Origin of the sequence: Candidatus Accumulibacter phosphatis (assembly GCF_012939955.1) — a bacterium.
Lineage (GTDB): Bacteria > Pseudomonadota > Gammaproteobacteria > Burkholderiales > Rhodocyclaceae > Accumulibacter > Accumulibacter delftensis.
In genome coordinates this window covers 15,279-37,989 of record NZ_SPMY01000033.1, presented here as the reverse complement: position 1 = coordinate 37,989, position 22,711 = coordinate 15,279, and the positions used below count along the sequence as shown (strand labels likewise).

The following is a 22,711-nucleotide window of genomic DNA, read 5'->3' as shown; positions in this document are numbered from 1 at the left end:
TTGCGCTTCCCTTCGGTGATAAAATCCAGTCGCCAAGTTGTCAGTCTACGGGAATGTCATGCTCATTGCAGCCCTGCTCGATGCCGAAATCGAGCGTAACGTCTCTGCCGCACTCAGCGAGGATGTCGGCAGCGGTGACCTCACCGCGCAGCTTGTTCCGGCCGGAGTGCGTAGTCGTGCCCTGGTGATTGCTCGTGAGGACGCCATCCTCTGCGGCAGCGACTGGTTCAGCCGTTGCTTCAGCAAGCTCGATGCGACGATCAATATCGTCTGGAAGGCGCAGGATGGCCAGCGCACCCACCCGGATCAGGTGCTCTGCGAGATCGAAGGATCGGCGCGCGCCTTGCTCACTGGCGAACGCAGCGCGCTCAACTTCCTGCAGTTGCTGTCAGGGGTCGCCACCAAGGCTCGACAGTACGCCGATCGGGTGGCCGGTACGCGGGCACAGGTGGTCGATACGCGCAAGACGATTCCCGGCTTGCGTCTGGCACAGAAGTACGCCGTCAGCTGCGGCGGCGGCGGCAACCACCGCCTCGGTCTTTATGACGGAATTCTGATCAAGGAAAACCACATCCACGCCGCTGGCAGCATCGCCGCCGCGCTGGCCGCGGCCAGGGAAATCGCCCAAGGGGCGGTCAGCGCCTGTCAGTTCGTGGAAATCGAAGTCGAGAACTTGCTTGAGCTGGAGCAGGCACTGGATGCCGGCGCGGAAATGATTCTCCTCGACAATCTGGACCTTGATCAGCTGCGCGCAGCCGTGGCCCTGACCGCCGGTCGGGCGATTCTCGAAGCCTCGGGCAATGTCAGCCTTGATAGCGTGCGTGGCATCGCCGAGACCGGTGTTGATCGCATCTCGGTCGGCAGTTTGACCAAGGACGTACGTGCGCTGGATCTGTCGATGCGGTTTTCGGCTTGATGTGCAAGTCGCATGCACGATTCACGCCTCACGAGTCCACTAATCGCCCTTCTCCTCGCGGCGTGAGAAGGGCCGCGGGATCTAACTGTCATGACCGTGAGCAGGCTCACCGAGGCGATCCGACGGCCGCCAGCGAATGCGTTATATAATGGGCTTCGGGCGATGTGACCCAGGCGGGAACTTATGGCCTGTGCATCAAGGGAAAGGGGGCTGGGATGCTGTTTGCGCTGTTTTACGTGTTGGCGATTGTGATTCTGATCATGCACTTCACCGGATTCCTGGCGCGTCATAACCTCGAATGGCTGGTGCTGGTACTTGCCGCTGCCGTTTTTCCTGCGGTCATCTACCTCTGACGCTGCACAGGGGCTAGGCAAGGGCAACTCCGCTGAAATGGAAAAGGGCGCCACTGGCGCCCTTTTCCATTTCAGCCACTGCCGTGAATCAGTCCAGGTATCGCTGGATGATCCCCTTCACCGCGTCGACACTGACGTCGATCACCTCGACCCGTTGCGGCAGGTCTTCGATGCCCAGCAAGCCCACAGGCCGCTCGGGTCGGCGGCCGAGAGCTTCGACGATGGTTTCCTCGAACTTGGCCGGCAAGGCCGTCTCGAGTACGACCATCGGCATTTCCGGGGTGCGCAGTTCGCGAGCGACCTTGAGTCCGTCGGCGGTGTGAGTATCGATCATCAAGCCATATGTCTCGAAGGTGTCGCGGATCGTCGCCAGACGGTCGGCATGGCTACTCCTGCCTGCGGCAAAGCCGAAGTCGGAAAGCCGGGAGTAAAAAGACGTCTTCGAGAGGTCGACGCTGCCGCCCGCATCAACGGCGCTCCACAGGTTGCGAATGACGCTGGGGTCGCGGCCAACGAGATCAAAGGCAAAGCGCTCGAAATTCGACGCCTTCGAAATATCCATCGACGGACTCGATGTGGCGTGCGTTTCGGCGCTGCCACGTGGGCGATAAACGCCGCTATGGAAAAACTCGTTGAGGACATCGTTCTCGTTTGTGGCCAGGACCAGGCGACCAATCGGCAGACCCATCATGCGCGCGATGTGACCAGCGCAGATGTTGCCGAAGTTGCCAGAGGGTACGGCAAAAGCGACCTGCCGATCACTGCTGCCGTCGACGCCGCCGGTGGCCGCGAAATAGCCTTTGAAGTAGTACACGATTTGTGCCGCAACCCGTGCCCAGTTGATCGAGTTGACCGCGCCGATTTTGTAGCGGGCTTTGAAGGCGTGATCGTTGGACACCGCCTTGACGATATCCTGGGCATCGTCGAAGCTGCCGCGCACGGCGATATTGTGGATGTTGTCATCGTGCAGCGAATACATCTGTGCGCGCTGAAAGGCGCTCATTCGCTGGTGTGGTGAGAGCATGAAGACGCGCAGCCTTTCTTTGCCGCGCATCGCATATTCGGCCGACGAGCCGGTGTCGCCCGAGGTCGCGCCGAGGATGTTGATCTTTTCGCCACGCTTGGCCAGCACGTACTCAAAAAGATTGCCGAGCAGTTGCATGGCGATGTCCTTGAAGGCCAGCGTCGGGCCATTGGACAGTTCGAGGATCGCCAGGCCCGCTTCGCCGCGGGCTTCGTCGGGCCGCTCCAGCCAACGCAGGGGCGTGATCTCGGCGGCCTGCTCACTGTTGCGGCCGTTGCCGTACACCTGTGCGGTGTAGGTCTTGGCAATCAGAGGCTTCAGATCGGCGGGCGGGATATCGTCGATGAAGCGGGAGAGTACGGCGTAGGCCAGATCGGCGTAGGACAAGCTGCGCCAATATTCGAGTTCGGTTTTGCTGATCTGTGGATAGGACTCCGGGAGGTAGAGACCGCCGTCGGGAGCCAGGCCGGTGAGCAGAATCTCGGTGAAGCTCGGCGCTGCCGAGAGTTTTGTGCTGGAGAGGTTCTGGCCGCGAGTCGAGAGATAGCGCATGTGGAGGACCATTAATGTGACAGTCGCGCAAGCGACTCACGAAGCTCCCTTCTTCCCCTGCGGGAGAAGGGCCTGGGGAAGAGGGAATGCGGCTGGAAAGCCGGCGAACGCGCAGTTTATCATGCTCCGCGCCGTGTCCTCGGCGCGGGTGCGTCGCAAGTCTCGGCGCTTGGCCGGGCGTCAGTCAGCCAGTCAGTGAGCCAGTCAGCCGCTAACGACGCAGTTCTTGCCCGCACGTTTGGCAGCGTAGGTAGCCGCGTCGGCACGGAGAATCGTGTCTTCGACGGATTCGCTGGTTTGCTTGGCGACGACGCCGGCGCTGAAGGTCACGGCAAGCTCACAGCCCGGCATGGCGTTGGCGGCGAACTGACGCTGGAAGCGTGAAATCGCCGCGACCGCCTCGTCGAGCGCGGTCTCGGGAAGCAGCAGCACAAACTCTTCACCACCGAAACGGCACAGGATGTCCGATGGACGCAGCGCTGCGCGCAAGCTCTTTACCAGATGCACCAGCGCTTCATCGCCCATCTGGTGGCCGAGGGTGTCGTTGAGGCGTTTGAAATCGTCGACATCGATCAGGGCAATGGCCAGTTGGCTGCCGTTGCGACGTGAGCGCGCCAGTTCGCGCTGATACGCTTCGTCAAAGCCGCGCCGGTTGAGCGCGCCGGTCAGGGCGTCGGTAAATGCCGCCTGCAGGGCTTCGCTCAAGGCGCTCTCGAGTTCCGCGATACGCGTTTCGGCGACCAGCAGTTCGAGCGCACTTTTCGCCGCTACGGGAGGCTTGATACGCCGAATGTGCGGGTGATGGACGCGGCCGGTGGCCGTCGGCAGAGCGCCGTGGCCGTGCAGCGGCAAAGGCATATTGGCGAGATCCGGCAGCCGCTGCGGCCGGCGTGACGCGTGCCGCGATGACTGTAGAAGGGAAAGCTGGTTGTGCTTGAGCATCTTGTTGCCTCCGTCTGGGGGCCGCTGTGCGTCGGCCATGATTGCAGATACGGATAGCTCTCGCGGATCTTGAGACTTTTTTCTCGGATATCTCGTAATAAATTGTTTATCAATGATAAATAGGTCCTTCTCAGCCCTGGTTTTTGGCCCGGGCGGTGGCCAGCGAGCGCAGCAGGCCGATCGTGAAGGACAGCATCGCCACCGCTGCGACCCAAAGCCCGTCGCTCATTCCCAGTGCCAGCAGGATGCCGCCAGCGAGGAACAGGAGGGCGCGCAGGGCGCCGCCGCGACGTAGTTCGGCGTGCATCCGGTCACGCGCTGGCGTGCGCCTGCCGGGGCAGTACCAGACCGGCAACAGTTCGGACAGGGCGCCGCTGACCAGCGGCAGCAGGAAAGCGACGACAAACGCCGGCACGGCGTCACGACCGCTGAGCACTGCAAAGGCATGTGCGCCGCCGAAGATCAGCAGCAGCGCAAAGCCGGCCAGGGCCGCGAAGAGGCTTGCCGCCGCGCCGTCGGTGCTCAGCCCCTGCCAGCCATGACGAGTCAGGCAGGCGCGCCCGATCTGTAAGGTGACGAGCAGCAACACAAGCGCACCCGCAAGCGACAGCGGTGGCCAGAAAGCGGCGCCGAGCGCAATAGCCAGCACCCCGCCAACGGCGAACGGTAGCTGCCGACGCAGCCGTTGCGCGGCGCCGGGATCCGGCGTTCGCAAGGCCGTCGGCAAGAGGACCTGCAAGCTTCCCAGCGCCGTCAAACCGATGAATCCGAGCGTGTTCAGATGCAGATGCAGCAGGCGCAGTTGCGGTCGTTCTTGCGGCCACCAACCCATCGCCGGGATCAGCAGCAGCGCTGCTGCCAGGAAGACGATGGCCAGCAGGTACCACTGCCAGCCGGGGTGCGGTCTTCCCAGCGTTGCTCTCGCACGCCGGATCACCCAGCTGGCAAAGAGCAGTGCGATCAGAAGAGTGCCGCTGGCTGCGGTGTACAAAGCACTCTCCGGTAGCGTTCCCCGGAAGGCGAGAAAGGTCAGTGCGCCGGCCACCTGCAGCAGCAGCGGCAGCAGCAGAATGCTGCGCGGTGCTGCGCGGCTGCGCGTCAGGACGGGGACGAAATGGCTGATGGCGGCAAACATCAGCGGCACGATGCCGACCGCGAAGATCAGGTGTGCTGCTGCGGCGATCGACACGCCGCCGGAATGCAGCAGCGCCAGCGCCGCAAGAAAAACCGCGACCGCAGAAAAGCCCAGGTAGATCAGCACCGCTTCACACCCTCGCCTGTCTTTTCTGCGCCGGCCAGCTGTCGTGCGGACCTCGGCTGCGGCGGCTTGCCGTCAAGCCATTCTGGTGAAGTCGATGACGATGGCGCCGGCTTCGCGCTGCACGTACTTGATTTGCAGGGCATCGCCGAAGCGGGCCTGCAACTGCGCCAGCAGCGGCAGCGGATCGTGGTCGTTGCAGAAGCGCATCGTTTCTCCGGCAATCAAGGCATCGAGTGCGCCAAAGATCGCCGCGTGGCGAAAACGCTTGGCGACGCCGCGTGCGTCGAAGGGATAAATGGCTTCCTGAGTGGGCTGATCGCAAGCATGCATGGCGGTCTCCGTAAGTAACAAGGTGATTGGGAGATCGGATCTTGGGACAGCGGCCCCGGGCTGTCTTTGATATGGGCCGGCAATTCCCGTACGCGGGGCATAGGAGCGACGCCAAAGCGGGGAGGCTGGCAAGAGCGCTGGGAAAAGAGCGGGAAAAGGACGAGAAAGGGACGAGAAAGGGACGAGAAAGGGACGAGAAAAGACCGAGAACAAGCCGCTCAAGACCTGGATCCGCGTGCGGCCGTTGGCCCCCGGCAGCGTCTGCTGCGAAGAGCAGTAATCGCGGATAATGGGCACATGCGTCGCTATCTCAAGAAATATCTTCCCGATCAGGAAACGATCCGCAGCAACCCCTGGCTGCGTCCCTTCCAGTCATCCCTGCTGCATCCGCGGCTATGGCACCTGAATCGCCACTCGGCGGCCGGTGCGGTGGCCACCGGCCTGTTCTGCGGCTTGATTCCCGGTCCACTGCAAATGATCGGCGCGGCGCTCGCCGCAGTGAAGTTTCGCATCAACCTGCCGCTCGCTCTTCTCGTCACCCTGTACACCAATCCCTTTACCATCGTGCCGCTGTACCTGGTGGCGTATCAGCTTGGGCGGCTGTTGACCGGCGACAGCGCGGGCTTCATTGCACCGCCGGAGTTCAGCATCACTGCCTTTGCCGCCTGGACCGAGGCCATGCAGGGATGGATGCTGGTCGTCGCCAAGCCCCTCGGCCTGGGCCTCCTGGCACTGGCCAGCGTGCTCTCGGTGTTCGGTTACCTGGCGACGCGGGCGATTTGGCGGCTATACCTGATCAAGGCCTGGCATCGTCGCCGAAGCGCCTCCTGAGTCCCGGTCGCTCGCGGCTCGGCAGCGCTCGCTTTCGGCAAAGCCTTGCCTGACAGCATGCGGCGAAGGGTGCTCGCCCCCTGTTGTCGTCAACCGCTCCCTACCCTCGCGAAACAATGGCAGGCAGGTGGCAGCAAGCGACAAGCCGTCTCAACAATGCACAAGGAGATCTTGATGGCCAAGACATCGAAAGCCCGCTTTTGCTGGGAGGACCCGCTGCTTCTCGAAGCGCAGTTGAGCGAGGAGGAGCGCATGCTGCGCGATGCCGCGCGCGACTACTGTCAGGGCCGCCTGCTGCCACGGGTGCAGGATGCGTTTCGCCACGAGCGCACCGATCTGGCGGTCTTCCGCGAAATGGGCGAGATGGGTCTGCTCGGCGCGACGATCCCGAGCGAGTACGGTGGCGCTGGCCTCAACTACGTCAGCTATGGTCTGCTGGCCCGCGAGGTCGAGCGCGTCGATTCGGGTTATCGCTCGATGATGAGCGTGCAGTCGTCCCTGGTGATGGTTCCGCTGCACGCTTTTGGCACCGAGGCGCAGAAAAGCAAGTACCTGCCGCGCCTGGCGAGCGGCGAATTGATCGGCTGCTTCGGCCTCACCGAACCCAACCACGGTTCCGATCCTGGTGGCATGACCAGCCGGGCGTGCGCGGTTGACGGTGGCTACCGACTGTCGGGTAGCAAAATGTGGATCACCAACTCGCCGATCGCCGATGTCTTCATCGTCTGGGCCAAGGACGATGTCGGCGCGATTCGCGGCTTCATCCTCGACAAGGGAATGAAAGGCCTGTCGGCGCCGGCTATCCGCGGCAAAGTCGGCTTGCGGACCTCGATCACCGGCGAAATCGTCATGGATGAGGTCTTCGTCCCCGAGGAGGATGCTTTCCCCGACATCCGTGGTCTGAAGGGGCCGTTTACCTGCCTCGATTCGGCGCGTTACGGGATTTCCTGGGGAGTGCTCGGTGCCGCTGAGTTCTGCTGGCACACGGCGCGCCAGTACACCCTCGATCGCCAGCAGTTTGGTCGTCCGCTGGCTGCCAATCAGTTGATCCAGAAGAAGCTGGCCGACATGCAGACCGAAATCACCCTCGCCCTGCAGGGCTGCCTGCGCCTCGGGCGCATGAAAGACGAAGGCACGGCGACGCCGGACATCACTTCAATGATGAAACGCAATTCCTGCGGCAAGTCTCTCGATATCGCCCGCAGCGCGCGCGACATGCTCGGTGGCAACGGGATCTCGGACGAATTCGGCGTCATTCGGCATATGGTCAACCTCGAAGTGGTCAATACCTACGAAGGCACGCACGACGTGCACGCCCTGATCCTCGGGCGTGCGCAGACCGGCATTGCTGCCTTCTGAAGCCGCCGATGAGTTCTGCCGCGAGCGAGGCGAAAAGCGGCGGCGCGCTGGCGCATCTACGCGTGCTCGACCTGTGACGCGTTCTCGCCGGCCCCTGGGCCAGGCAGCTGCTGGTCGACCTCGGCGCCGAGGCGATCAAGGTCGAGCGGCCCGGTTGTGGCGACGACACGCGCGGCTGGGGGCCGCCGTGGCTGGCCGACGGCGATGGCCAGGCGACGCGCGAGGCCGCCTGTTTGCTGTGCACCAACCGCAACAAGCGCTCGCTGACAGTCGACACCACCCGACCCGAGGGGCAGGAGATCGTTCGCCAATTGGCGCGCGACGCCGACGTGCTGATCGAGAACTTCAAGGGCGGTGGCCTGGCCGCCTACAGCCTCCAGCAGCACAGCATGCGTACGCTCAACCCCAAACTCGCTTATTGCTCGATCACCGGCTTTGGACAGCACGGGCCGTACGCGGCCCGCGCCGGCTACGACTTCCTGATTCAGGGCATGGCTGGCCTGATGAGTGTCACCGGAACGGCGGACGGCGAGCCCGGCGCCGGCCCGCAGAAAGTCGGTCTCGCCCTGACCGACATTCCCACCGGTCTCGACGCCGGCAACGCCATTCTCGCTGCGCTGGCGCATCGCGACCGGGATGGTTATCGCAGCGCTGACGGCCAGCACATCGACCTTGCGCTGCTCGATGTTCAGATTGCCTGCCTGGCCAATCAGGCCATGAACTATCTGGTTTCCGGGACGGCGCCGAAGCGCATGGGCAATGCCCGCCCGAACATCGTCCACTATCAGGATTTCCCAACCGCCGACGGCGACATGATCCTGGCAATCGGCAACGACGGCCAGTTCGCACGCTTCTGCACGGTCGCCGGACGTTCCGAATGGGCCGGCGACGAGCGCTTCGCGAGCAACGCGGCGCGCGTCAGCACAGCGATGCCCAGATTGCGGCGCTTCGGAAGGCGGGGATTGTGTAGTTGCGTGTAGTTGCCTGCAGCATCGTCGTTGTCATCATCGGCATCCTGACGCTGACCGGCGCCGCCTCCAGCTTCGCCGGTTTCATTCTTACGGTCGGCGAAACCAGCCTCTTCCTGTCGCTGCTGCTGACCATGCTGGTCTGCCTGATCCGCGGCATGGGCATTCCGATCATCCCCAACTACATCATCACCAGCGCCATTGCCGCCGCTGCCACAGGTCTTGCTGTCGCACTCGCCGTATGCGGGCAGCTACGAACGGTGCGTGGACGGCCGTTGCCAGCCGATGCCCGCGCCGCCGCGACCACGTTCCACCGAGCGCAGGGTTGAAGGCGCGAAATGAGTGGGCAGCATGGCACAATGAGAGCTTCTTCGAAAAGGAGCCGCCCTTGTTGGCACGAGTTATTCTGACGCGCGAGTCGCAGCAAGCTGGGCAGGCCGCCGCGCTGCTTACTGTTGGCGAACCCGCTGGCGTTTTTCGGGCGTGGCCACGATGTCTGCCAAGGCAGCTGTGAGCGGATCGATCTCCGAAGTCCCGAGCGTATATACGGTGTGTGCCGGCATGGCCACTGACGTGGGCCGCGTGCGCTGCAACAACGAGGATGCTCTGAGCTTTGTTTGCCCGGATGACCTTGTGCTGCGCCGACGTCTGGGCGTGCTGGCGGTGGTCGCCGATGGCATGGGCGGACACCGGGGAGGAGAGGTGGCGAGCACGCTGGCAGTGGAAACCATTTGCCGCGGCTATTTTTCTGCGCTGCCGGGCGAGGATCGCTTGCAGGCCCTGGAACGGGCAATGCTCGAAGCGAATCACGCGATTTGCAGGGCCGGCCTCGCGGATCCATCGCTCGAGGGGATGGGGACGACGGCAACCGTGCTGGTCGTCGTGGACAACAGGGTGTTCTTCGCGCATGTGGGCGATAGTCGCCTCTACCACTGCGCCAATGGCCGCTGTCGGCAACTGACCGAAGACCACACCCTGGTCCAACAAATGGTGAAGAACCACGTGCTCAGCGCGGAAGAGGCCCGCGATTACCCGATGCGCAACGTCCTCATGCGCTCCCTCGGCACCTATTCGGGCCTGCAGATTGCCACCCAGAACTGCGCTGCTCCGCAGATCGGCGACGCCTTCGTCCTTTGCTCGGACGGCTTGCACGCTTCAGTCGAGCCCGCTGAAATCGCCGAGCTTGTCGCCTCCCTGGAACCGCAAGAAGCCAGTCAGCGCTTGGTCGATCTGGCCTGCGTGCGTGATGGTAGCGACAACATTTCGGTGGCCGTGGTCGTCATCCGGCCAGCCGCCGCCAGCGAGGAATGATGAATCGGTGGCGAAAGGCGCTGCTACTGGCCGGGGCTTGCTCAGTAACGCAAGGCAATGGTCAGCCACAGCGGCAAGGTGAGCATCGCCACCAGGGTGTTCGCCGAAACCAGCCAGGCGACGCCCGGGCCGTCGCCGCCCATGCGTACCGCCAGAATATAGGCTGAGGTTGCGGTTGGCAGGGCGCCGAAAACGATCACCGTATCGAAGTACACCCCACTCAGGCCCAGGCTGCTGGCCGCCAGCAGGCCTGCCGCCGGCACGGCCAGGAGCTTGACCGCCAGCAGGTAGCACGAAGCGGCATGCGATCCGGAAGTGCCGCGCAACTTCAAGGCCGCGCCGACGGCCAGCAGGCCGAGGGCGATCGCCGCTTCGCCGAGACGGCCCAGCAACTGGCCGGCGGCGGCGGGCAGCGTCAGGCCGCTGGCGCTGAAAGCAAAACCGGCCAGCGTGGCCAGGATCAGCGGATTGCGGACCATTTCGCGGAGCAGCCCGAGATTGCCGTGCCGGGCCAGCATCCACACCGACGCGAGGTTGGCCAGTGGCACCATTGCGCCGATCAGGATGCCCATCGCGGCGATCCCCGGGGCACCGTGCAGCTTGCCGATGACCGCCAGTCCGAGGTAGGAGTTGAAGCGGAAGGCGCACTGGAAGCGCGAGGCGAAAAGCGTCTTGTTGCCCTTGAACAGCGGCGCTGCGCAGAGGCCGAAAAGCACCCCGCAGCCGAGCGCTGCGGCGCCGCTGGCGAACAGCGGTGCGGCGGTGGCGAAGTCGATGTGGGTGCTGGCCAGGGCCTTGAACAGCAGGGCCGGAAAGAGAACGAAATAGACCAGCTTTTCCAGGCCACTCCAGAAGTGCTCACCGAAATCGACCAGCCGGTAGAGAGCCCAGCCGAGCAGGATCAGGCCGAAATCGGGAAGCAGCAGCAGAACGCCTTGCATGCGGTCGGGTCCGGCCAGCGCGGCTCAGATGACTTTCTGCGCACGCAGATTGGCGATCTCGGCAGCGCTGAAACCGGCCTCGCCAAGGATTTCCTCACTGTGCTCGCCGGCGGCTGGTGGCACGTGGCGTGCTTCGAAAGGGTGCTCGCTGATCTTGAACGGCGGTGCGAACTGCTTGACGCCAGCGACTTCGACGATCATTTCGCGGGCCTTCAACTGTTCGTTTTCGAGACTCTCCTCGAGCCGCAGGACTGGTGCCACGCAGCAGTCGACGCCATCGAAAACCGAGGTCCACTCGGCGAGACTGCGCTGGGCGAAGATGGCTTCCAGTTCGCCGCGGATGCGCCGCCCCTCGGCGCCGGTGGCAAAGGCGCAGGGGCGCAGCTCCGGGCGGTCGAGGGTGTCGCACAGGGTCTGCCAGAACTTCGGCTCCATCGCGCTGACCGCCAGGTGGCGGCCGTCGCTGGTTGCATAGACACCGTAGCTGGGCATGCCTCCGGAAAGCAGGTCTTCGCCGCGCGGCTGCGCGCGCCCGCGGTCGAGCACGGCCAGTAGCGGGAAGAGGGTGTGCGCGAAAACGGCATCGGTCATCGACACGTCGACGTAGCGGCCACGACCGCTGGCACGGGCGTCGACGACGCCGGCGAGCAGCCCGATCAGCGCGCTCAGCGAGCCACCGAGCAGGTCTCCGATCTGGAAGTTGGGAATTGCTGGCGCATTGCCCGCGACGCCGATCTGGTCGAGCAGGCCGCTGTAGGCCAGGTAATTGAGGTCGTGGCCGGCGCGGTCGCGGTAGGGGCCGTCCTGGCCGTAGCCGGTAATCGCGCAATAAACGATGCGCGGGTTGATTGCCGCTACCGCCTGGTAGCCAATGCCCAGCTTATCGACGACGCCGGGGCGAAAGCCTTCGACGATGACATCCGCGCTGGCGGCAAGGCGCATGAAGGCCTCGACACCGGCGCTCTGCTTGAGGTCCAGAGTGAGGCTGCGCTTGTTGCGATTGACGAGTTCGAAGTAGCTGGTCTTGCCGTGCACCGCGCCGGCGCTGCGTGCGTAGTCGCCGGCGCCGGTGTCCTCGATCTTGATCACGTCGGCGCCGAGATCGCCGAGGTGCATGGTTGCCAGCGGTCCTGGCAAAAGTCTGCTCAGATCAAGGACGCGAAGTCCGTCGAGAGGAGGTGGGCGCATGCTGAGGGGCTTTCGAAAGGGGCTTGTTGGTGGAACTCGATGGCAGAGCGGCAAGTGCGTGCAGCCGTGCGAAGTGAGCAAAGTAAGGCCTCGTCAAGGGGCGGTAAAGGCGCAGGGTGGCTAGTCGTGGCAAGTCGTGATGAAATTGTGCCAGCTTGTGTCGAATGATGCATTGTAAGCCTTGCGCGCTGGGCCGCGCTTACCGCCGCCGGACTGGCGGCCGTCGCCGTGGCGGAAAAACAAGGCGACAGCAGCGCGCCCGCGCCGACGCGAGCGGCGACGGTTATGCCCCAGGGCTACAACGCGTTATCATGAATATCTCTTGGCTCGCCATGCCTGCAGTGTTGAGGCGTGTGGCTCAGCCGCTGGAACCAGCATTGCCCTTGCGCTGTCGGAACCGCTTGCCGATGGGCAACCGTCAACCCGTGTCGCTGGCACGTATACAGAGGTACAGAGGCCTAGCCGTCGTCCGGGCCGTGGAAGCGCCAATCATGCTCAACAGCTTGCGAATGTTCTTTTCCAGAAAATTGGTGATCATCACCGGGTTGCTGCTCGCACTTTACGTGCTCGGCGGCTTCTTCGCCTTGCCGGCAATCGTCAAGTGGCAGGTCGAGAAACAGGTGTCCGCGCAACTCGGCCACTCGATCAGCGTCGGCGACGTACGCTTCAATCCGCTGCTGTTCAGGTTCGAGGTCGATGACCTCGCCTTGTCCGACCCCGACGGGCAGCCGCTGTTGGGCTTCAAATACCTGCTGGTCGATTTCGAGTTGCGCAGCCTCATCGATCGCGCCTGGACTTTCGCCGAAGCGCGTCTCGAGGCCCCGGTTCTGTACTTTGCCCTCGACAAGGACGGCCGGCACAACTTCGCGTCTTTGCTCGAACGCTTGCCGGAAAGCGAGCCCGATCAGGAAGTAGATGCCGGCTTGCCGCGCTTCATCGTGCAGCGCGTTGCGCTGAGCGACGGCCGCTTCGATTTCTCCGACCAGCTGCTCGAAGAGCCGCTTGTTGCACACCTCGAGCCGCTCGCGATCGAGATCGACAATCTTTCCAGTTTGCCCGAATTGGCCGCCAGCTACCGGCTGTCGGTGCGGACGGCTGGCGACGAGACGCTCGACAGCAGTGGTGAACTGGCGCTCGACCCGATCGCCACGAAGGGGCGGCTGACTCTGAGTGGTTTGCAGCTGGCGACCGTGGTCAGGAGCCTGCCGCGTCTGCTGTCCATCAATTCGCCGACCGGGAAAGTCGATCTCGGCGCCAGCTTCGACCTCGCGGTCGACGCGGGTGGGACGCTCGGCGGTATCGTGCAGGATCTCGATTTCGACATCGCGGGCCTGTCGCTCAGCGCTGCCGATGCTGCGTCGCCGCTGCTGGCCCTGGAAACGCTGTCCTTGAAACAGGGACGGGTCGACCTCGCTGCACGCGAAGCACGGCTGGCGACTTTCCGCCTGGAAAAAGGGCGCGTCGCCGTCGCCTTCGACGACGACGGCAAGGTCAACTGGCAAAAACTGCTGCGTGCCACCGCGCAGGCGCCTGAAGAGAAAACGGCGGCAACTGCGGCGGTAGAGGTGGAGCCCGGGTCGGAGGTCGCGGCGGCGGCAGTGGTCGCTGCCGTTGCCGACGCGCCCGCGCCAGGCGCGTGGCGCGTGATCATCGAGAGCGCCGAAATCTCCGCGGTCGAGTTCGCCTATGCGGACGCGGCGCAGGCACTGGCCGTCGACGTTGCCGCGCTTGCTTTCGCGACTTCGCCGTCGATCGAATTGGCGGCGGCGGGAACGCGCGTCGAGCTGGCGCAGCCGAAGCTGGCGCTGAGCGGTACGCGACTCAAGAGCGGTGCGAATTCGCTGGCGTTTCCGGATGGCTCGGTCGCGGCGGGGAAGATCGCCATGCTCATCGCCGATGCTCGTTTCGACCTCACGATCGACAAGCCACAAACGAGCTTTGACGGGCTGAAGGCGAAGAGCGGGGCCGACAGCGTCGATCTGGGCAAGCTGGCGATCGCCAGCGAGACGCTGGCGCTGGCGCAAAGCGACACCGGGCTCGAGCTCACCATCGACAAGGCAGAAACGAGCTTTGACGGGCTGAAGGCGAAGAGCGGGGCCGACGGCGTCGCTCTGGGCAAGCTGGCGATCGCCAGCGAGAAACTGTCGCTGGCACAGAGCGACGCCGCTCTGCGCATCGACGCGGCGGCTGCGCAGGTTTCGATGGCTGGCCTTGCTGCGCATCAGGGCGCAGATCGCATCAAATGGCAGGACGCCGCCCTCGATGTGCGCGCCATTGCCGCCACCCTGGCTGGGTCGTCTGCCTCGCCCGCTGCCGCTGGCCTGAAGCTGAGCTTTGCCGATGTGGCGCTGAAATTGAAGGCCCTCGCTGCCGTTGCCCAGGGCTCGTCGTCCGAAGTTGCGCGGATTGCGGCGGCCAGCCTTGGCGCCAAGTCGCTGCTGGTCGCCCTGCCCGACGGTCCGCTCGACGTCAGCGGCGATGGCCTCAGCGTGGCGCTGTCGGACGCCGTTTTTCACAGCCCTGCCGATCCTGCGACCGAAATGGTCCGCTTTGCGCGCACCAACCTCACTGGCGGCGTGCTGCGCCTGAAGGATCGGGTACTCAGCGTCGACCAGGTCGTCGTTGCCGATGGCAAGGCGCAGACCTGGCTCGACGCAGAAGGCAAATTCAACGGGCTGATCGTGACTCGCGGCGCCGCCGAGGCGGCAGTTGAGGCAGCCGCCGCGACCGAGGGTGACGCCGCAGCGGCGGAAGTTGCCTGGCGGGTGGCCGTCAAGTCGGTCGAGGTCGACAATTTTGCGCTCGGCTTCGAAGATCGCAGCGGCGGGCCGCCGCTGGCGGTGGGGCTGCAGGCGATCCGCGCGCGCATCGCCGGTTTCGCCACCGGGGTCAGCACGCCGATGCAGGTAGAGCTCAAGGCCAGGGTGGCCAGTGGCGGCGAAATCGAAGCCAAGGGCAGCGTTCGCACCGATAACGGTGCCACGGATCTGCAGCTCAAGCTGGCGGCCATCGCCCTGGCGCCGGTGCAGCCCTACCTGTCGGAGGTCGCCGAACTGACTCTGGCGTCGGGCACGCTGTCGACTGCCGGGCGTTTGCGCTACGGCGATCCCGCTGCCGATGCCAAACTGGCCTACAAGGGCAGCTTTGCGGTCGATAAGGTGCAGATCGACGAGATCGAGCCGAAGCGGCCCTTCGTCATCTGGGAGACCCTGGCGACTGACGACCTGCTGCTGAGTGTCGAGCCGAACCGCCTGGACATCGGCGAACTGCGGCTGGTGGCGCCGGACGGGCGCTTGATCATTGCCGAGGATCAGTCGGTGAACCTGACCGACGTTCTGAAGAAAAAGCCCAAGGGCGACGAGTCGGCGGCTGCTGCCGACAAGCCGGCCGGCGGGGAAGATGCTGCACGAGCCGCCACCGCGGCGGCAACGGCCGACGACGGCGCGCCGGTAAATGATCCCTTCCCGGTCAGCATCGCCCGCATGCGCATTTCCAAGGGCGTGCTCGAGTTTGCCGACCTCAGTCTGCGACCGCAGTTCGGTACGCGCATGCATGACCTGAAAGGGGTGATCACCGGTCTGGGGACGGATCCGACCCGCAGCGCCAAAGTGCAACTCGACGCCAACGTCGACAAGTACGGGTCGGCGAAGATTCGCGGTGAGATCAGCGTTTTTCGCCCGGAAAAACTGACCGATATCGAGATGACTTTCCGCAACCTGACGATGAGCTCGCTGTCGCCGTACGTGGTCAAATTCGCTGGCCGCAGGATCACCGGCGGGCAACTGGCGCTCGATCTGCAGTACAAGATCAAGGACAGCAAGCTGCGTGGCGAGAACAAGATCGTTCTCAAGCAGGTGAAACTTGGCGAGCAGGTCGATTCCCCAGGCGCGGCGGACCTGCCGCTCGATCTGGCGATCGCCATCCTGAGTGACTCAAAGGGGGTCATCGACATCGGCCTGCCGGTCAGCGGCGATCTCGGTGATCCTGAATTTTCCTATGGGGCGGTGATCGGCAAGGCCTTCGGCAACCTGATCGCCGGCATCATTACCGCGCCCTTCCGGGCGCTCGGGGCGCTCTTCGGTGCCGGTAGCGACGCCAAGCTCGACAGCATCGACTTCGAACCCGGCCGCGCCGCGCTGGCACCGCCCGAGCGCGAGAAACTGGCAGCGGTCGCCGGTGCAATGAAGGAGCGCAAGACGCTGACCCTGGTGGTGCCACCTGCGCAGTCGGCCGAAGTCGACACGCCGGCGCTCAAATCGCTCGCCGTGCGTACGGACATCGTTGGGCGCATGGGGCTGGAATTGACACCCGGTGACGATCCGGGTCCGGTCGACGCGGCCAACCCGCGCGCGCAGGTGGCGATCGAGGCCGTGTTCAGCGAGCGCTACGCCCCCGAAGTGCTGGCGCTGGTGAAGCAGCGCGCAGTGGCCGCAGCGCCGGCTGGCAAGTCGCCAGCGGGGGCGCCGCCAGCTTTCTACCAGAGCCTTCTCGAGCGCATGATCAAGGAGCAGCCGGTCTCCGATAAGGAGCTGGCACAGCTGGCTACTCGGCGCGCTGAAGCGATCGTCGCCGAGGTCAGCGGCGCCGACGGCGTGGCCGCCAAGCGTGTGCAGCTCGGCAAGGCACGCCCGGCGAGTGCGGCAAATAACAAGGTGGTCACCCTGCAGCTCGAACTCGAGGTTGCCAAGTGAAGCCAGTCATCGATGCCGGTTTGCTGAGCCGTCTGGAAGACAATATCTGGGGTCGCCACGGCGGAGAGGGTCTGTCCCTGTGGCAGGCGCGCGGCATGCGGGTCTTGCGCACGCTCCTGCTGCTGGTGCGCGATGTGGTGAATGGGCAGCTGACCCTGCGCGCCATGAGCCTGGTCTATACGACACTGTTGTCGATCGTGCCGTTGCTGGCCTTGAGTTTTTCGGTGCTCAAGGCCTTCGGCGTGCACAACCAGATTCAGCCGATGCTGCTGAAGTTTCTTGAGCCTCTCGGCAAAGAGGGGGAGGAGATCGCGGCCAACATCATCGCCTTCATCCAGAACATGAACGTCGGCGTACTCGGTGCCCTGGGTCTGGCCTTGCTGCTGTACACCGCAATCTCCCTGATGCAGAAGATCGAGGAATCGCTGAACTACATTTGGCACATTCACCGCCACAGGCCGCTTGCCGATCGTTTCAGCCGCTATCTGAGCGTTCTCATGGTCGGTCCGATACTGGTCTTCGCGGCGCTGGGCATCACGGCCACGGTGATGAATGTCGAGACCGTGCGCGGCGTGCTGGCGATCGAGATGTTCGGGCAGCTGGTGCAGACGATCAGTCGCCTGATGCCCTATCTGCTGGTCATTGCGGCTTTCACTTTCATTTACATGTTCATCCCGAACGCTCGTGTCCGTCTGCTCCCGGCGCTGATCGGCGGCATTGCCGGTGGTGCTGCCTGGCAGACGGCCGGGTGGGGATTCGCGACTTTCGTGGCCGGCTCGCACCAGTACGCGGCGATCTATTCGAGCCTGGCGATTCTGATTCTGTTCATGATCTGGCTCTATTTGAGCTGGCTGATCCTGCTTTTCGGTGCCAGTGTCGCTTTTTACGCACAGCATCCTGAGTACCTCTACGCCGGTGCCGGCGAACCGCGACTGAGCAACCGCATGCGCGAGCGCCTGGCGTTGGCGACCATGACCCTGGTCGCGGGCCGTTTCGTTGCCGGCGAGGCCATGCCCTCGCTGAACGAATTCATTCGCTTGCTGAGGATGCCGCGGTATCTTCTGCAGACCGTGCTCGATGCCCTGGAGAGCGAGAAACTGCTACTGCAAAGCGGCGACGATCCGCCGCTCTACCTGCCCGGACGTGACCCGGCCCTGATCAGCGTGGTGCAGGTTCTGGAGACGGTGCGCAGCGCCGGTGAGGAACGTTTTTTTTACCCCCGCGGGTTTGCCGGCATTGCCGGCCGTCGATCAGGTGTTCGAGCACATGCGGCAGGCGCTCGAGGCGACGGTCGGCGGCATCAGCCTGCGCGAGCTGGCCGCGCAGGGGACGGCGGTCATGCCGCCCGCTGCCCCTGAGCAGGCGATCGACCAGACGATCGTCGAGGAAGCCTTGCCGGAGGGGGCTGACGCCGCCGAATGCGGCGCCGGCCCTGGCCTTACAGCAACTCTTCCAGGCGCAGGCGGACGATCGCCCCCTTGACGGCGGCGAGCGAAGCGATGCGGGCAATCGCCGCGTCGATGTTTCTTTCGCGCGTCTGATGGGTGAGCATGATGATCTCGGTCTGGACTTCACCCTCGGCAGGCTCGCGCTGGATCATGGCGTCAATCGAGATTTCCTGATCGGCAAGAATGCGCGTCACGTCGGCGAGCACACCCGCCCGATCATCAACCCGCAGACGCAGGTAATAGCTGGTGATGACGTCGGCCATTGGCAGAATCGGCAGGTCGACCATCGCGTCGGGCTGGAAAGCGAGATGTGGCACGCGGTGCTCCGGGTCGGCGGTGTGCATGCGCGTGACATCGACCAGGTCGGCAATCACCGCCGACGCTGTCGGCTCGGCGCCAGCGCCCTTGCCGTAGTAGAGCGTCGGGCCGACGGCGTCGCCCTTGACCAGGACGGCGTTCATCGCCCCTTCGACATTGGCGATCAAGCGTCGGGTCGGGATCAGCGTCGGATGCACGCGTAGCTCGACACCTTCGCTGGTGCGCTTGGTGATGCCCAGCAGCTTGATGCGGTAGCCGAGCTGTTCGGCGTACTTGATGTCGGCCGCGTCGAGCTCGCTGATGCCTTCGATGTGCGCCTTCTCGAAGCTCATCGAATTGCCAAACGCAATCGCCGACATGATGCTCAGCTTGTGCGCCGCGTCGACGCCTTCGACGTCGAAGGTCGGATCGGCCTCGGCGTAGCCGAGACGCTGCGCTTCCTTGAGCACCACCTCGAAGGACAGCCCCTTGTCGCGCATCTCCGTGAGAATGAAGTTGGTGGTGCCGTTGATGATGCCGGCGATCCATTCGATGCGGTTGGCGGTGAGTCCTTCGCGCAGCGCCTTGATGATCGGGATGCCGCCGGCGACGGCGGCTTCGAAAGCGACCATTACACCCTGGTTCTGGGCAGCGGCAAAAATCTCGTTGCCGTGTTTGGCGAGCAGCGCCTTGTTGGCGGTCACCACGTGCTTGCCGTTGGCGATGGCCTGCAGGACCAGCTCCTTGGCGACGCTATCGCCGCCGATCAGTTCGACGATGATGTCGACGTCGGGGTCGCAGACTACCGCAAAGGGGTCGTCGGTGACCCGGCAGCTGCCGTCGGTCAAGCGGCGCGTACGTTCGACATTGCGGTCGGCAACGACGCTGACCTGAATGGGACGGCCGGCGCGGCGCGTGATCTCCTCTGCGTTGCGTTTGAGTACCGCGTAGGTACCGCCACCGACGGTGCCGATGCCGAGAAGTCCAACATTGATAGGTTTCATAGAGCAGCCAGGAGGTGAGGTTGAGGGAACAGGGTGGAAATTGGAGAAATGCGGGCGAAATGCGTCCAGGAAAGCGTTGGAAAATGCGCCCGCGGGTCCGGGAAAGCCGCGACCTAGGCCGCGCTGGGAGTCGCCGCGCGCTGACGATAGCCTTCCAGAAAACGCGCGATGCGCGCAATCGCGTCGCGCAGGTCGTCTTCGTGGGGCAGAAAGACCAGCCGGAAGTGATCGGGATGCGGCCAGTTGAAACCGCTACCCTGGACCAGCAGGACGCGTTCTTTTTGCAACAGTTCGGCGATGAATTTCTGGTCGTCGCGGATCGGATAGAGCTTCGGGTCGAGGCGCGGAAACATGTACAGCGCCGCTTTTGGCTTGACGCAGCTGACGCCGGGGATGGCAGTGATCAGCTCGTGCGCCAGGTCGCGCTGGCGGCACATGCGGCCACCCGGCGCGACCAGATCGTCGATACTCTGGTAGCCGCCGAGGGCGGTCTGGATGGCATGCTGCCCGGGCACGTTCGAGCACAGGCGCATCGACGACAGCATATCCAGGCCCTCGATATAGTCACGCGCTTGGCTCAGGTCGCCGGAAACGACCATCCAGCCGGCGCGATAGCCGCAGGAACGGTAGTTCTTCGACAGGCCGTTGAAGGTCACGGTGAGGACATCGGTCGATAGCGAAGCGATTGCCGTATGCGTTGCACCGTCGTAGAGCACTTTGTCGTACACCTCGTCGGCGTAGATGATCAGGTTGTGCTGACGGGCGATGTCGACCATTTCGAGCAGCACCTGGTCAGGATAAAGCGCGCCCGTGGGGTTGTTCGGGTTGATCACCACCAGCGCGCGGGTACGTGGCGTGATTTTGGCGCGCAGATCCTTCAGATCGGGCAACCAGTCGCTGCCTTCGTCGCAGAGATAGTGGCGCGGCGTGCCGCTGGACAGGCTCACCGCGGCGGTCCACAGCGGGTAGTCCGGTGTCGGCACGAGCACTTCGTCGCCGGCATTGAGCAGCGCGTTCATGGCCATCACGATCAGCTCGGAGACGCCGTTGCCGATATAGATGTCCTCCAGGGTCACGCCATGGATGTGCTTCTGCTGGGTGTAATGCATCACCGCCTTGCGCGCCGAGAAAATCCCTTTTGCATCCGAGTAACCGGCCGCGCTGGGCAGGTTGCGGATCATGTCGAGCTGGATTTCCTCCGGCGAGTCGAAGCCGAAGGCGGCCAGGTTGCCGATGTTGAGCTTGATGATGTGGTGGCCTTCTTCCTCCATCTTCCTGGCCTGTTCGAGGACCGGGCCGCGGATGTCGTAGCAGACGCTGTCCAGCTTGTTGGATTTACGGATCGGTTTCATGGTGTCTGTCTTTCGCGGCCACTGCCCGCAGGCAGCAGGCCGTCTTTCCTGAACATGTCGCGGATGCCGCGCACTGCCTGGCGCGTGCGTTCTTCGTTCTCGATCAGCGCAAAGCGGACGTGATCGTCACCGAACTCGCCGAAGCCGACCCCGGGCGAAGCAGCGACCTTGCCTTCGAGGAGCAGTTTCTTGGCAAACTCCATCGACCCCAGGTGCCGGTAGAACTCGGGGATTCTAGCCCAGATGTACATCGACGCCTTCGGGATGTCGACCATCCAGCCGGCTTCGTGCAGCCCCTTGGCGAGCACGTTGCGGCGCCGCTGATAGGTCTGGCGTACCTCTTCGACGCATTGCTGCGAGCCTTCCAGGGCGATCACCGAGGCCACCTGGATCGGTGTGAAAGTGCCGTAGTCGTGATAGCTCTTGATGCGCACCAGCGCCCGGCACAGCTCTTCGTTGCCGACCATGTAGCCGACTCGCCAGCCGGCCATGTTGTAGCTCTTGGACATGGTGAAGAACTCGACCGCCACCTCGCGCGCGCCGGGGACCTGCAGGATCGACGGTGCCTGATAACCGTCGAAGACGATATCGGCGTAGGCCAGGTCATGCACCACCAGAATGTTGTGCTCCCTGGCCAGGGCGATGACGCGCTCGAAAAATTCCAGGTCTACGCAGCGGGCGGTCGGATTGCTCGGAAAGCCGAGAATCATCATCTTCGGTTTCGGCGTCGTCTCGATGACGGCGCGCTGCAGCTCCTCGAAAAAGTCGACGTCCGGCGTCATCGGCACCGAGCGAATGTCGGCGCCGGCAATGATCGCCCCATAGATGTGGATCGGGTACGAGGGATTGGGTACCAGGACGGTATCGCCGCGGTCCACAGTGGCCAGCATCAAATGCGCGATGCCTTCCTTGGAGCCGATGGTCACCACCGCTTCGCTTTCCGGGTCCAGCGTCACGTCGTAGCGCCGCTGGTACCAGTCGCAGATCGCCTTGCGCAGGCGCGGAATGCCCTGCGAAACCGAGTAGCCGTGCGTGTTCTCGCGCAGCGCCGCTTCGACCAGCTTGTCGGTGATGTGCTGCGGCGTTGGCCCGTCGGGATTCCCCATGCTCATGTCGATGATGTCTTCTCCGCGCCGGCGAGCGGCCATCTTCAGCTGGGCGGTAACGCTGAAGACGTAGGGCGGCAAACGTTGGATGCGGGAAAACTCTCTCATGATCCGGGCTCGAGTAAGGGCAGCGCTGTTGATGACGCGTCGATCGGCGAGCGGGGCAGGTCACGCTTGCACGCGGTCCCTCGCTGGAGGCGATCGGCAAAAAAGCTATAATCGTACTTTAACGGTCATGACCCTGTCGAGATACCCTGGATCATGAAAGTCATGACCGTTCCCCCTCTTCTCCTGACCCTTCTCCCGCGGGGGGAGAAGGGAGGTTCGTGAGTCGCTTGCGCGACTTTCTCGTTAAGGTTTTGTGCGCCGCAATTTTCATGAAGCTACAGCTCGACAGACCCGATGGTTTGAACACCTTCACCGCCTACGGTGAGGGCTACGTCAGCGTGAACGGTATCCGCCACAGTTGTAATCTGGCGGCTCTGCCGGAGCGCCTGTTTCCCGAGTGGACGCAGGCCACTTTCGAAACCCTGCGCGTCGAGGACTTCGAATGGCTGGCTTCGCTCGACGCCGAAATCATCCTGCTCGGCACCGGCAATCGGCTACGCTTTCCCGCTCCCGAACTGATGCGCCCAATGGCGCGCGCGCAGAAGGGCCTGGAGGTAATGGATTTGCCGGCCGCCTGTCGTACCTACAATGTCCTGATGGGTGAAGGTCGCAAGGTCGCCGTCGGCCTGCTGCTGGTCTGACGGCACGGCGCGACACCAGCCTCCTCGCAATGACGGTGCGCCGGGGGTAAACCAAAAAGGGCGGCCGCAGCCGCCCTTTTTCATGCCG

General features: G+C 63.8%; 17 protein-coding genes and 2 pseudogenes. 10 read left to right on the top strand and 9 right to left on the bottom strand.

Features of this window, described 5'->3' with window-relative positions:
• The first annotated feature begins 58 nt into the window (after positions 1 to 58).
• Positions 59 to 916, top strand: a complete 858-nt coding sequence (gene nadC / locus E4Q23_RS12205) for a carboxylating nicotinate-nucleotide diphosphorylase (protein WP_169066888.1) — start codon at positions 59 to 61, stop codon at positions 914 to 916.
• 215 nt (positions 917 to 1,131) lie between these two features.
• Complete coding sequence (locus tag E4Q23_RS12200; protein ID WP_169066887.1) at positions 1,132 to 1,269, top strand: hypothetical protein; 138 nt, start codon at positions 1,132 to 1,134, stop codon at positions 1,267 to 1,269.
• An 88-nt stretch (positions 1,270 to 1,357) separates the two neighbouring features.
• Here E4Q23_RS12200 and thrC read toward each other — a convergent pair whose 3' ends face one another.
• From thrC to E4Q23_RS12180, 4 genes are all read right to left on the bottom strand, one after another.
• Positions 1,358 to 2,845, bottom strand: a complete 1,488-nt coding sequence (gene thrC / locus E4Q23_RS12195; protein ID WP_169066886.1) for a threonine synthase — start codon at positions 2,843 to 2,845, stop codon at positions 1,358 to 1,360.
• A 204-nt stretch (positions 2,846 to 3,049) separates the two neighbouring features.
• Positions 3,050 to 3,787, bottom strand: a complete 738-nt coding sequence (locus tag E4Q23_RS12190; RefSeq protein WP_169066885.1) for a GGDEF domain-containing protein — start codon at positions 3,785 to 3,787, stop codon at positions 3,050 to 3,052.
• Between the two features lie 130 nt (positions 3,788 to 3,917).
• A complete protein-coding gene (locus E4Q23_RS12185) occupies positions 3,918 to 5,048 on the bottom strand; it encodes a hypothetical protein (protein WP_169066884.1) in 1,131 nt (376 codons plus the stop codon).
• Positions 5,049 to 5,120: 72 nt separating this feature from the next.
• Positions 5,121 to 5,378 (bottom strand): DUF2249 domain-containing protein, encoded by a 258-nt coding sequence (locus tag E4Q23_RS12180; protein ID WP_169066883.1) that lies wholly within the window; start codon positions 5,376 to 5,378, stop codon positions 5,121 to 5,123.
• A 297-nt stretch (positions 5,379 to 5,675) separates the two neighbouring features.
• Here E4Q23_RS12180 and E4Q23_RS12175 point away from each other — a divergent pair, with 297 nt between their 5' ends.
• From E4Q23_RS12175 to E4Q23_RS12155, 5 genes and pseudogenes are all read left to right on the top strand, one after another.
• Complete coding sequence (locus tag E4Q23_RS12175; protein WP_169066882.1) at positions 5,676 to 6,209, top strand: DUF2062 domain-containing protein; 534 nt, start codon at positions 5,676 to 5,678, stop codon at positions 6,207 to 6,209.
• Positions 6,210 to 6,383: 174 nt separating this feature from the next.
• Positions 6,384 to 7,568: an acyl-CoA dehydrogenase gene (locus E4Q23_RS12170; protein WP_169066881.1), complete on the top strand. Its 1,185-nt coding sequence runs from the start codon at positions 6,384 to 6,386 to the stop codon at positions 7,566 to 7,568.
• An 8-nt stretch (positions 7,569 to 7,576) separates the two neighbouring features.
• A pseudogene (locus E4Q23_RS12165) lies at positions 7,577 to 8,491 on the top strand (CaiB/BaiF CoA transferase family protein); the annotation flags it as partial.
• Positions 8,492 to 8,547: 56 nt separating this feature from the next.
• Positions 8,548 to 8,751: pseudogene (locus E4Q23_RS12160) on the top strand (TRAP transporter large permease subunit); the annotation flags it as partial.
• 346 nt (positions 8,752 to 9,097) lie between these two features.
• On the top strand, positions 9,098 to 9,847 hold the full coding sequence (locus E4Q23_RS12155) for a protein phosphatase 2C domain-containing protein (RefSeq protein ID WP_169066880.1): 750 nt from the start codon (positions 9,098 to 9,100) through the stop codon (positions 9,845 to 9,847).
• Between the two features lie 41 nt (positions 9,848 to 9,888).
• Here the strand turns inward: E4Q23_RS12155 and E4Q23_RS12150 are convergent, their stop codons facing one another.
• On the bottom strand, positions 9,889 to 10,788 hold the full coding sequence (locus tag E4Q23_RS12150; RefSeq protein ID WP_169066879.1) for an AEC family transporter: 900 nt from the start codon (positions 10,786 to 10,788) through the stop codon (positions 9,889 to 9,891).
• A 24-nt stretch (positions 10,789 to 10,812) separates the two neighbouring features.
• The gene (locus tag E4Q23_RS12145) at positions 10,813 to 11,976 is read right to left on the bottom strand and encodes a CaiB/BaiF CoA transferase family protein (protein ID WP_169066878.1); all 1,164 of its coding nucleotides are present in this window, start codon (positions 11,974 to 11,976) and stop codon (positions 10,813 to 10,815) included.
• A gap of 491 nt (positions 11,977 to 12,467) precedes the next feature.
• Here E4Q23_RS12145 and E4Q23_RS12140 point away from each other — a divergent pair, with 491 nt between their 5' ends.
• Together E4Q23_RS12140 and E4Q23_RS12135 are read left to right on the top strand one after the other, a co-directional pair.
• Positions 12,468 to 16,667 carry a DUF748 domain-containing protein gene (locus E4Q23_RS12140; RefSeq protein ID WP_169066877.1) on the top strand — a complete coding sequence of 1,400 codons (4,200 nt, stop codon included), beginning with the start codon at positions 12,468 to 12,470 and terminating at the stop codon, positions 16,665 to 16,667.
• The gene (locus tag E4Q23_RS12135; protein WP_169066876.1) at positions 16,664 to 18,025 is read left to right on the top strand and encodes a YhjD/YihY/BrkB family envelope integrity protein; all 1,362 of its coding nucleotides are present in this window, start codon (positions 16,664 to 16,666) and stop codon (positions 18,023 to 18,025) included. Before E4Q23_RS12140 ends, E4Q23_RS12135 begins: the two co-directional genes overlap by 4 nt.
• 80 nt (positions 18,026 to 18,105) lie before the next feature.
• Here E4Q23_RS12135 and E4Q23_RS12130 read toward each other — a convergent pair whose 3' ends face one another.
• The 3 genes from E4Q23_RS12130 to alaC form a co-directional block, all read right to left on the bottom strand.
• On the bottom strand, positions 18,106 to 19,416 hold the full coding sequence (locus tag E4Q23_RS12130; protein ID WP_169066875.1) for a homoserine dehydrogenase: 1,311 nt from the start codon (positions 19,414 to 19,416) through the stop codon (positions 18,106 to 18,108).
• Between the two features lie 113 nt (positions 19,417 to 19,529).
• On the bottom strand, positions 19,530 to 20,768 hold the full coding sequence (locus E4Q23_RS12125) for a pyridoxal phosphate-dependent aminotransferase (protein WP_169066874.1): 1,239 nt from the start codon (positions 20,766 to 20,768) through the stop codon (positions 19,530 to 19,532).
• Positions 20,765 to 21,982, bottom strand: a complete 1,218-nt coding sequence (gene alaC, locus E4Q23_RS12120; protein WP_169066873.1) for an alanine transaminase — start codon at positions 21,980 to 21,982, stop codon at positions 20,765 to 20,767. The genes E4Q23_RS12125 and alaC overlap by 4 nt, the downstream gene beginning before the upstream one ends.
• A 269-nt stretch (positions 21,983 to 22,251) precedes the next feature.
• Here alaC and E4Q23_RS12115 point away from each other — a divergent pair, with 269 nt between their 5' ends.
• Complete coding sequence (locus E4Q23_RS12115) at positions 22,252 to 22,623, top strand: Mth938-like domain-containing protein (protein WP_169066872.1); 372 nt, start codon at positions 22,252 to 22,254, stop codon at positions 22,621 to 22,623.
• The last annotated feature ends 88 nt before the right edge of the window (positions 22,624 to 22,711 follow it).

What these genes read in the sequence shown, in the direction of transcription:
- E4Q23_RS12115 (WP_169066872.1), top strand. Translation starts at nt 22,252, where the DNA reads ATGAAGCTACAGCTCGACAGACCCGATGGTTTGAACACCTTCACCGCC.
- E4Q23_RS12175 (WP_169066882.1), top strand. Translation starts at nt 5,676, where the DNA reads ATGCGTCGCTATCTCAAGAAATATCTTCCCGATCAGGAAACGATCCGC.
- E4Q23_RS12170 (WP_169066881.1), top strand. Translation starts at nt 6,384, where the DNA reads ATGGCCAAGACATCGAAAGCCCGCTTTTGCTGGGAGGACCCGCTGCTT.
- E4Q23_RS12140 (WP_169066877.1), top strand. Translation starts at nt 12,468, where the DNA reads ATGCTCAACAGCTTGCGAATGTTCTTTTCCAGAAAATTGGTGATCATC.
- E4Q23_RS12125 (WP_169066874.1), bottom strand. Translation starts at nt 20,768, where the DNA reads ATGAAACCGATCCGTAAATCCAACAAGCTGGACAGCGTCTGCTACGAC.
- alaC (WP_169066873.1), bottom strand. Translation starts at nt 21,982, where the DNA reads ATGAGAGAGTTTTCCCGCATCCAACGTTTGCCGCCCTACGTCTTCAGC.
- E4Q23_RS12130 (WP_169066875.1), bottom strand. Translation starts at nt 19,416, where the DNA reads ATGAAACCTATCAATGTTGGACTTCTCGGCATCGGCACCGTCGGTGGC.
- thrC (WP_169066886.1), bottom strand. Translation starts at nt 2,845, where the DNA reads ATGCGCTATCTCTCGACTCGCGGCCAGAACCTCTCCAGCACAAAACTC.
- E4Q23_RS12150 (WP_169066879.1), bottom strand. Translation starts at nt 10,788, where the DNA reads ATGCAAGGCGTTCTGCTGCTGCTTCCCGATTTCGGCCTGATCCTGCTC.
- nadC (WP_169066888.1), top strand. Translation starts at nt 59, where the DNA reads ATGCTCATTGCAGCCCTGCTCGATGCCGAAATCGAGCGTAACGTCTCT.
- E4Q23_RS12155 (WP_169066880.1), top strand. Translation starts at nt 9,098, where the DNA reads ATGGCCACTGACGTGGGCCGCGTGCGCTGCAACAACGAGGATGCTCTG.
- E4Q23_RS12180 (WP_169066883.1), bottom strand. Translation starts at nt 5,378, where the DNA reads ATGCATGCTTGCGATCAGCCCACTCAGGAAGCCATTTATCCCTTCGAC.
- E4Q23_RS12145 (WP_169066878.1), bottom strand. Translation starts at nt 11,976, where the DNA reads ATGCGCCCACCTCCTCTCGACGGACTTCGCGTCCTTGATCTGAGCAGA.
- E4Q23_RS12190 (WP_169066885.1), bottom strand. Translation starts at nt 3,787, where the DNA reads ATGCTCAAGCACAACCAGCTTTCCCTTCTACAGTCATCGCGGCACGCG.
- E4Q23_RS12200 (WP_169066887.1), top strand. Translation starts at nt 1,132, where the DNA reads ATGCTGTTTGCGCTGTTTTACGTGTTGGCGATTGTGATTCTGATCATG.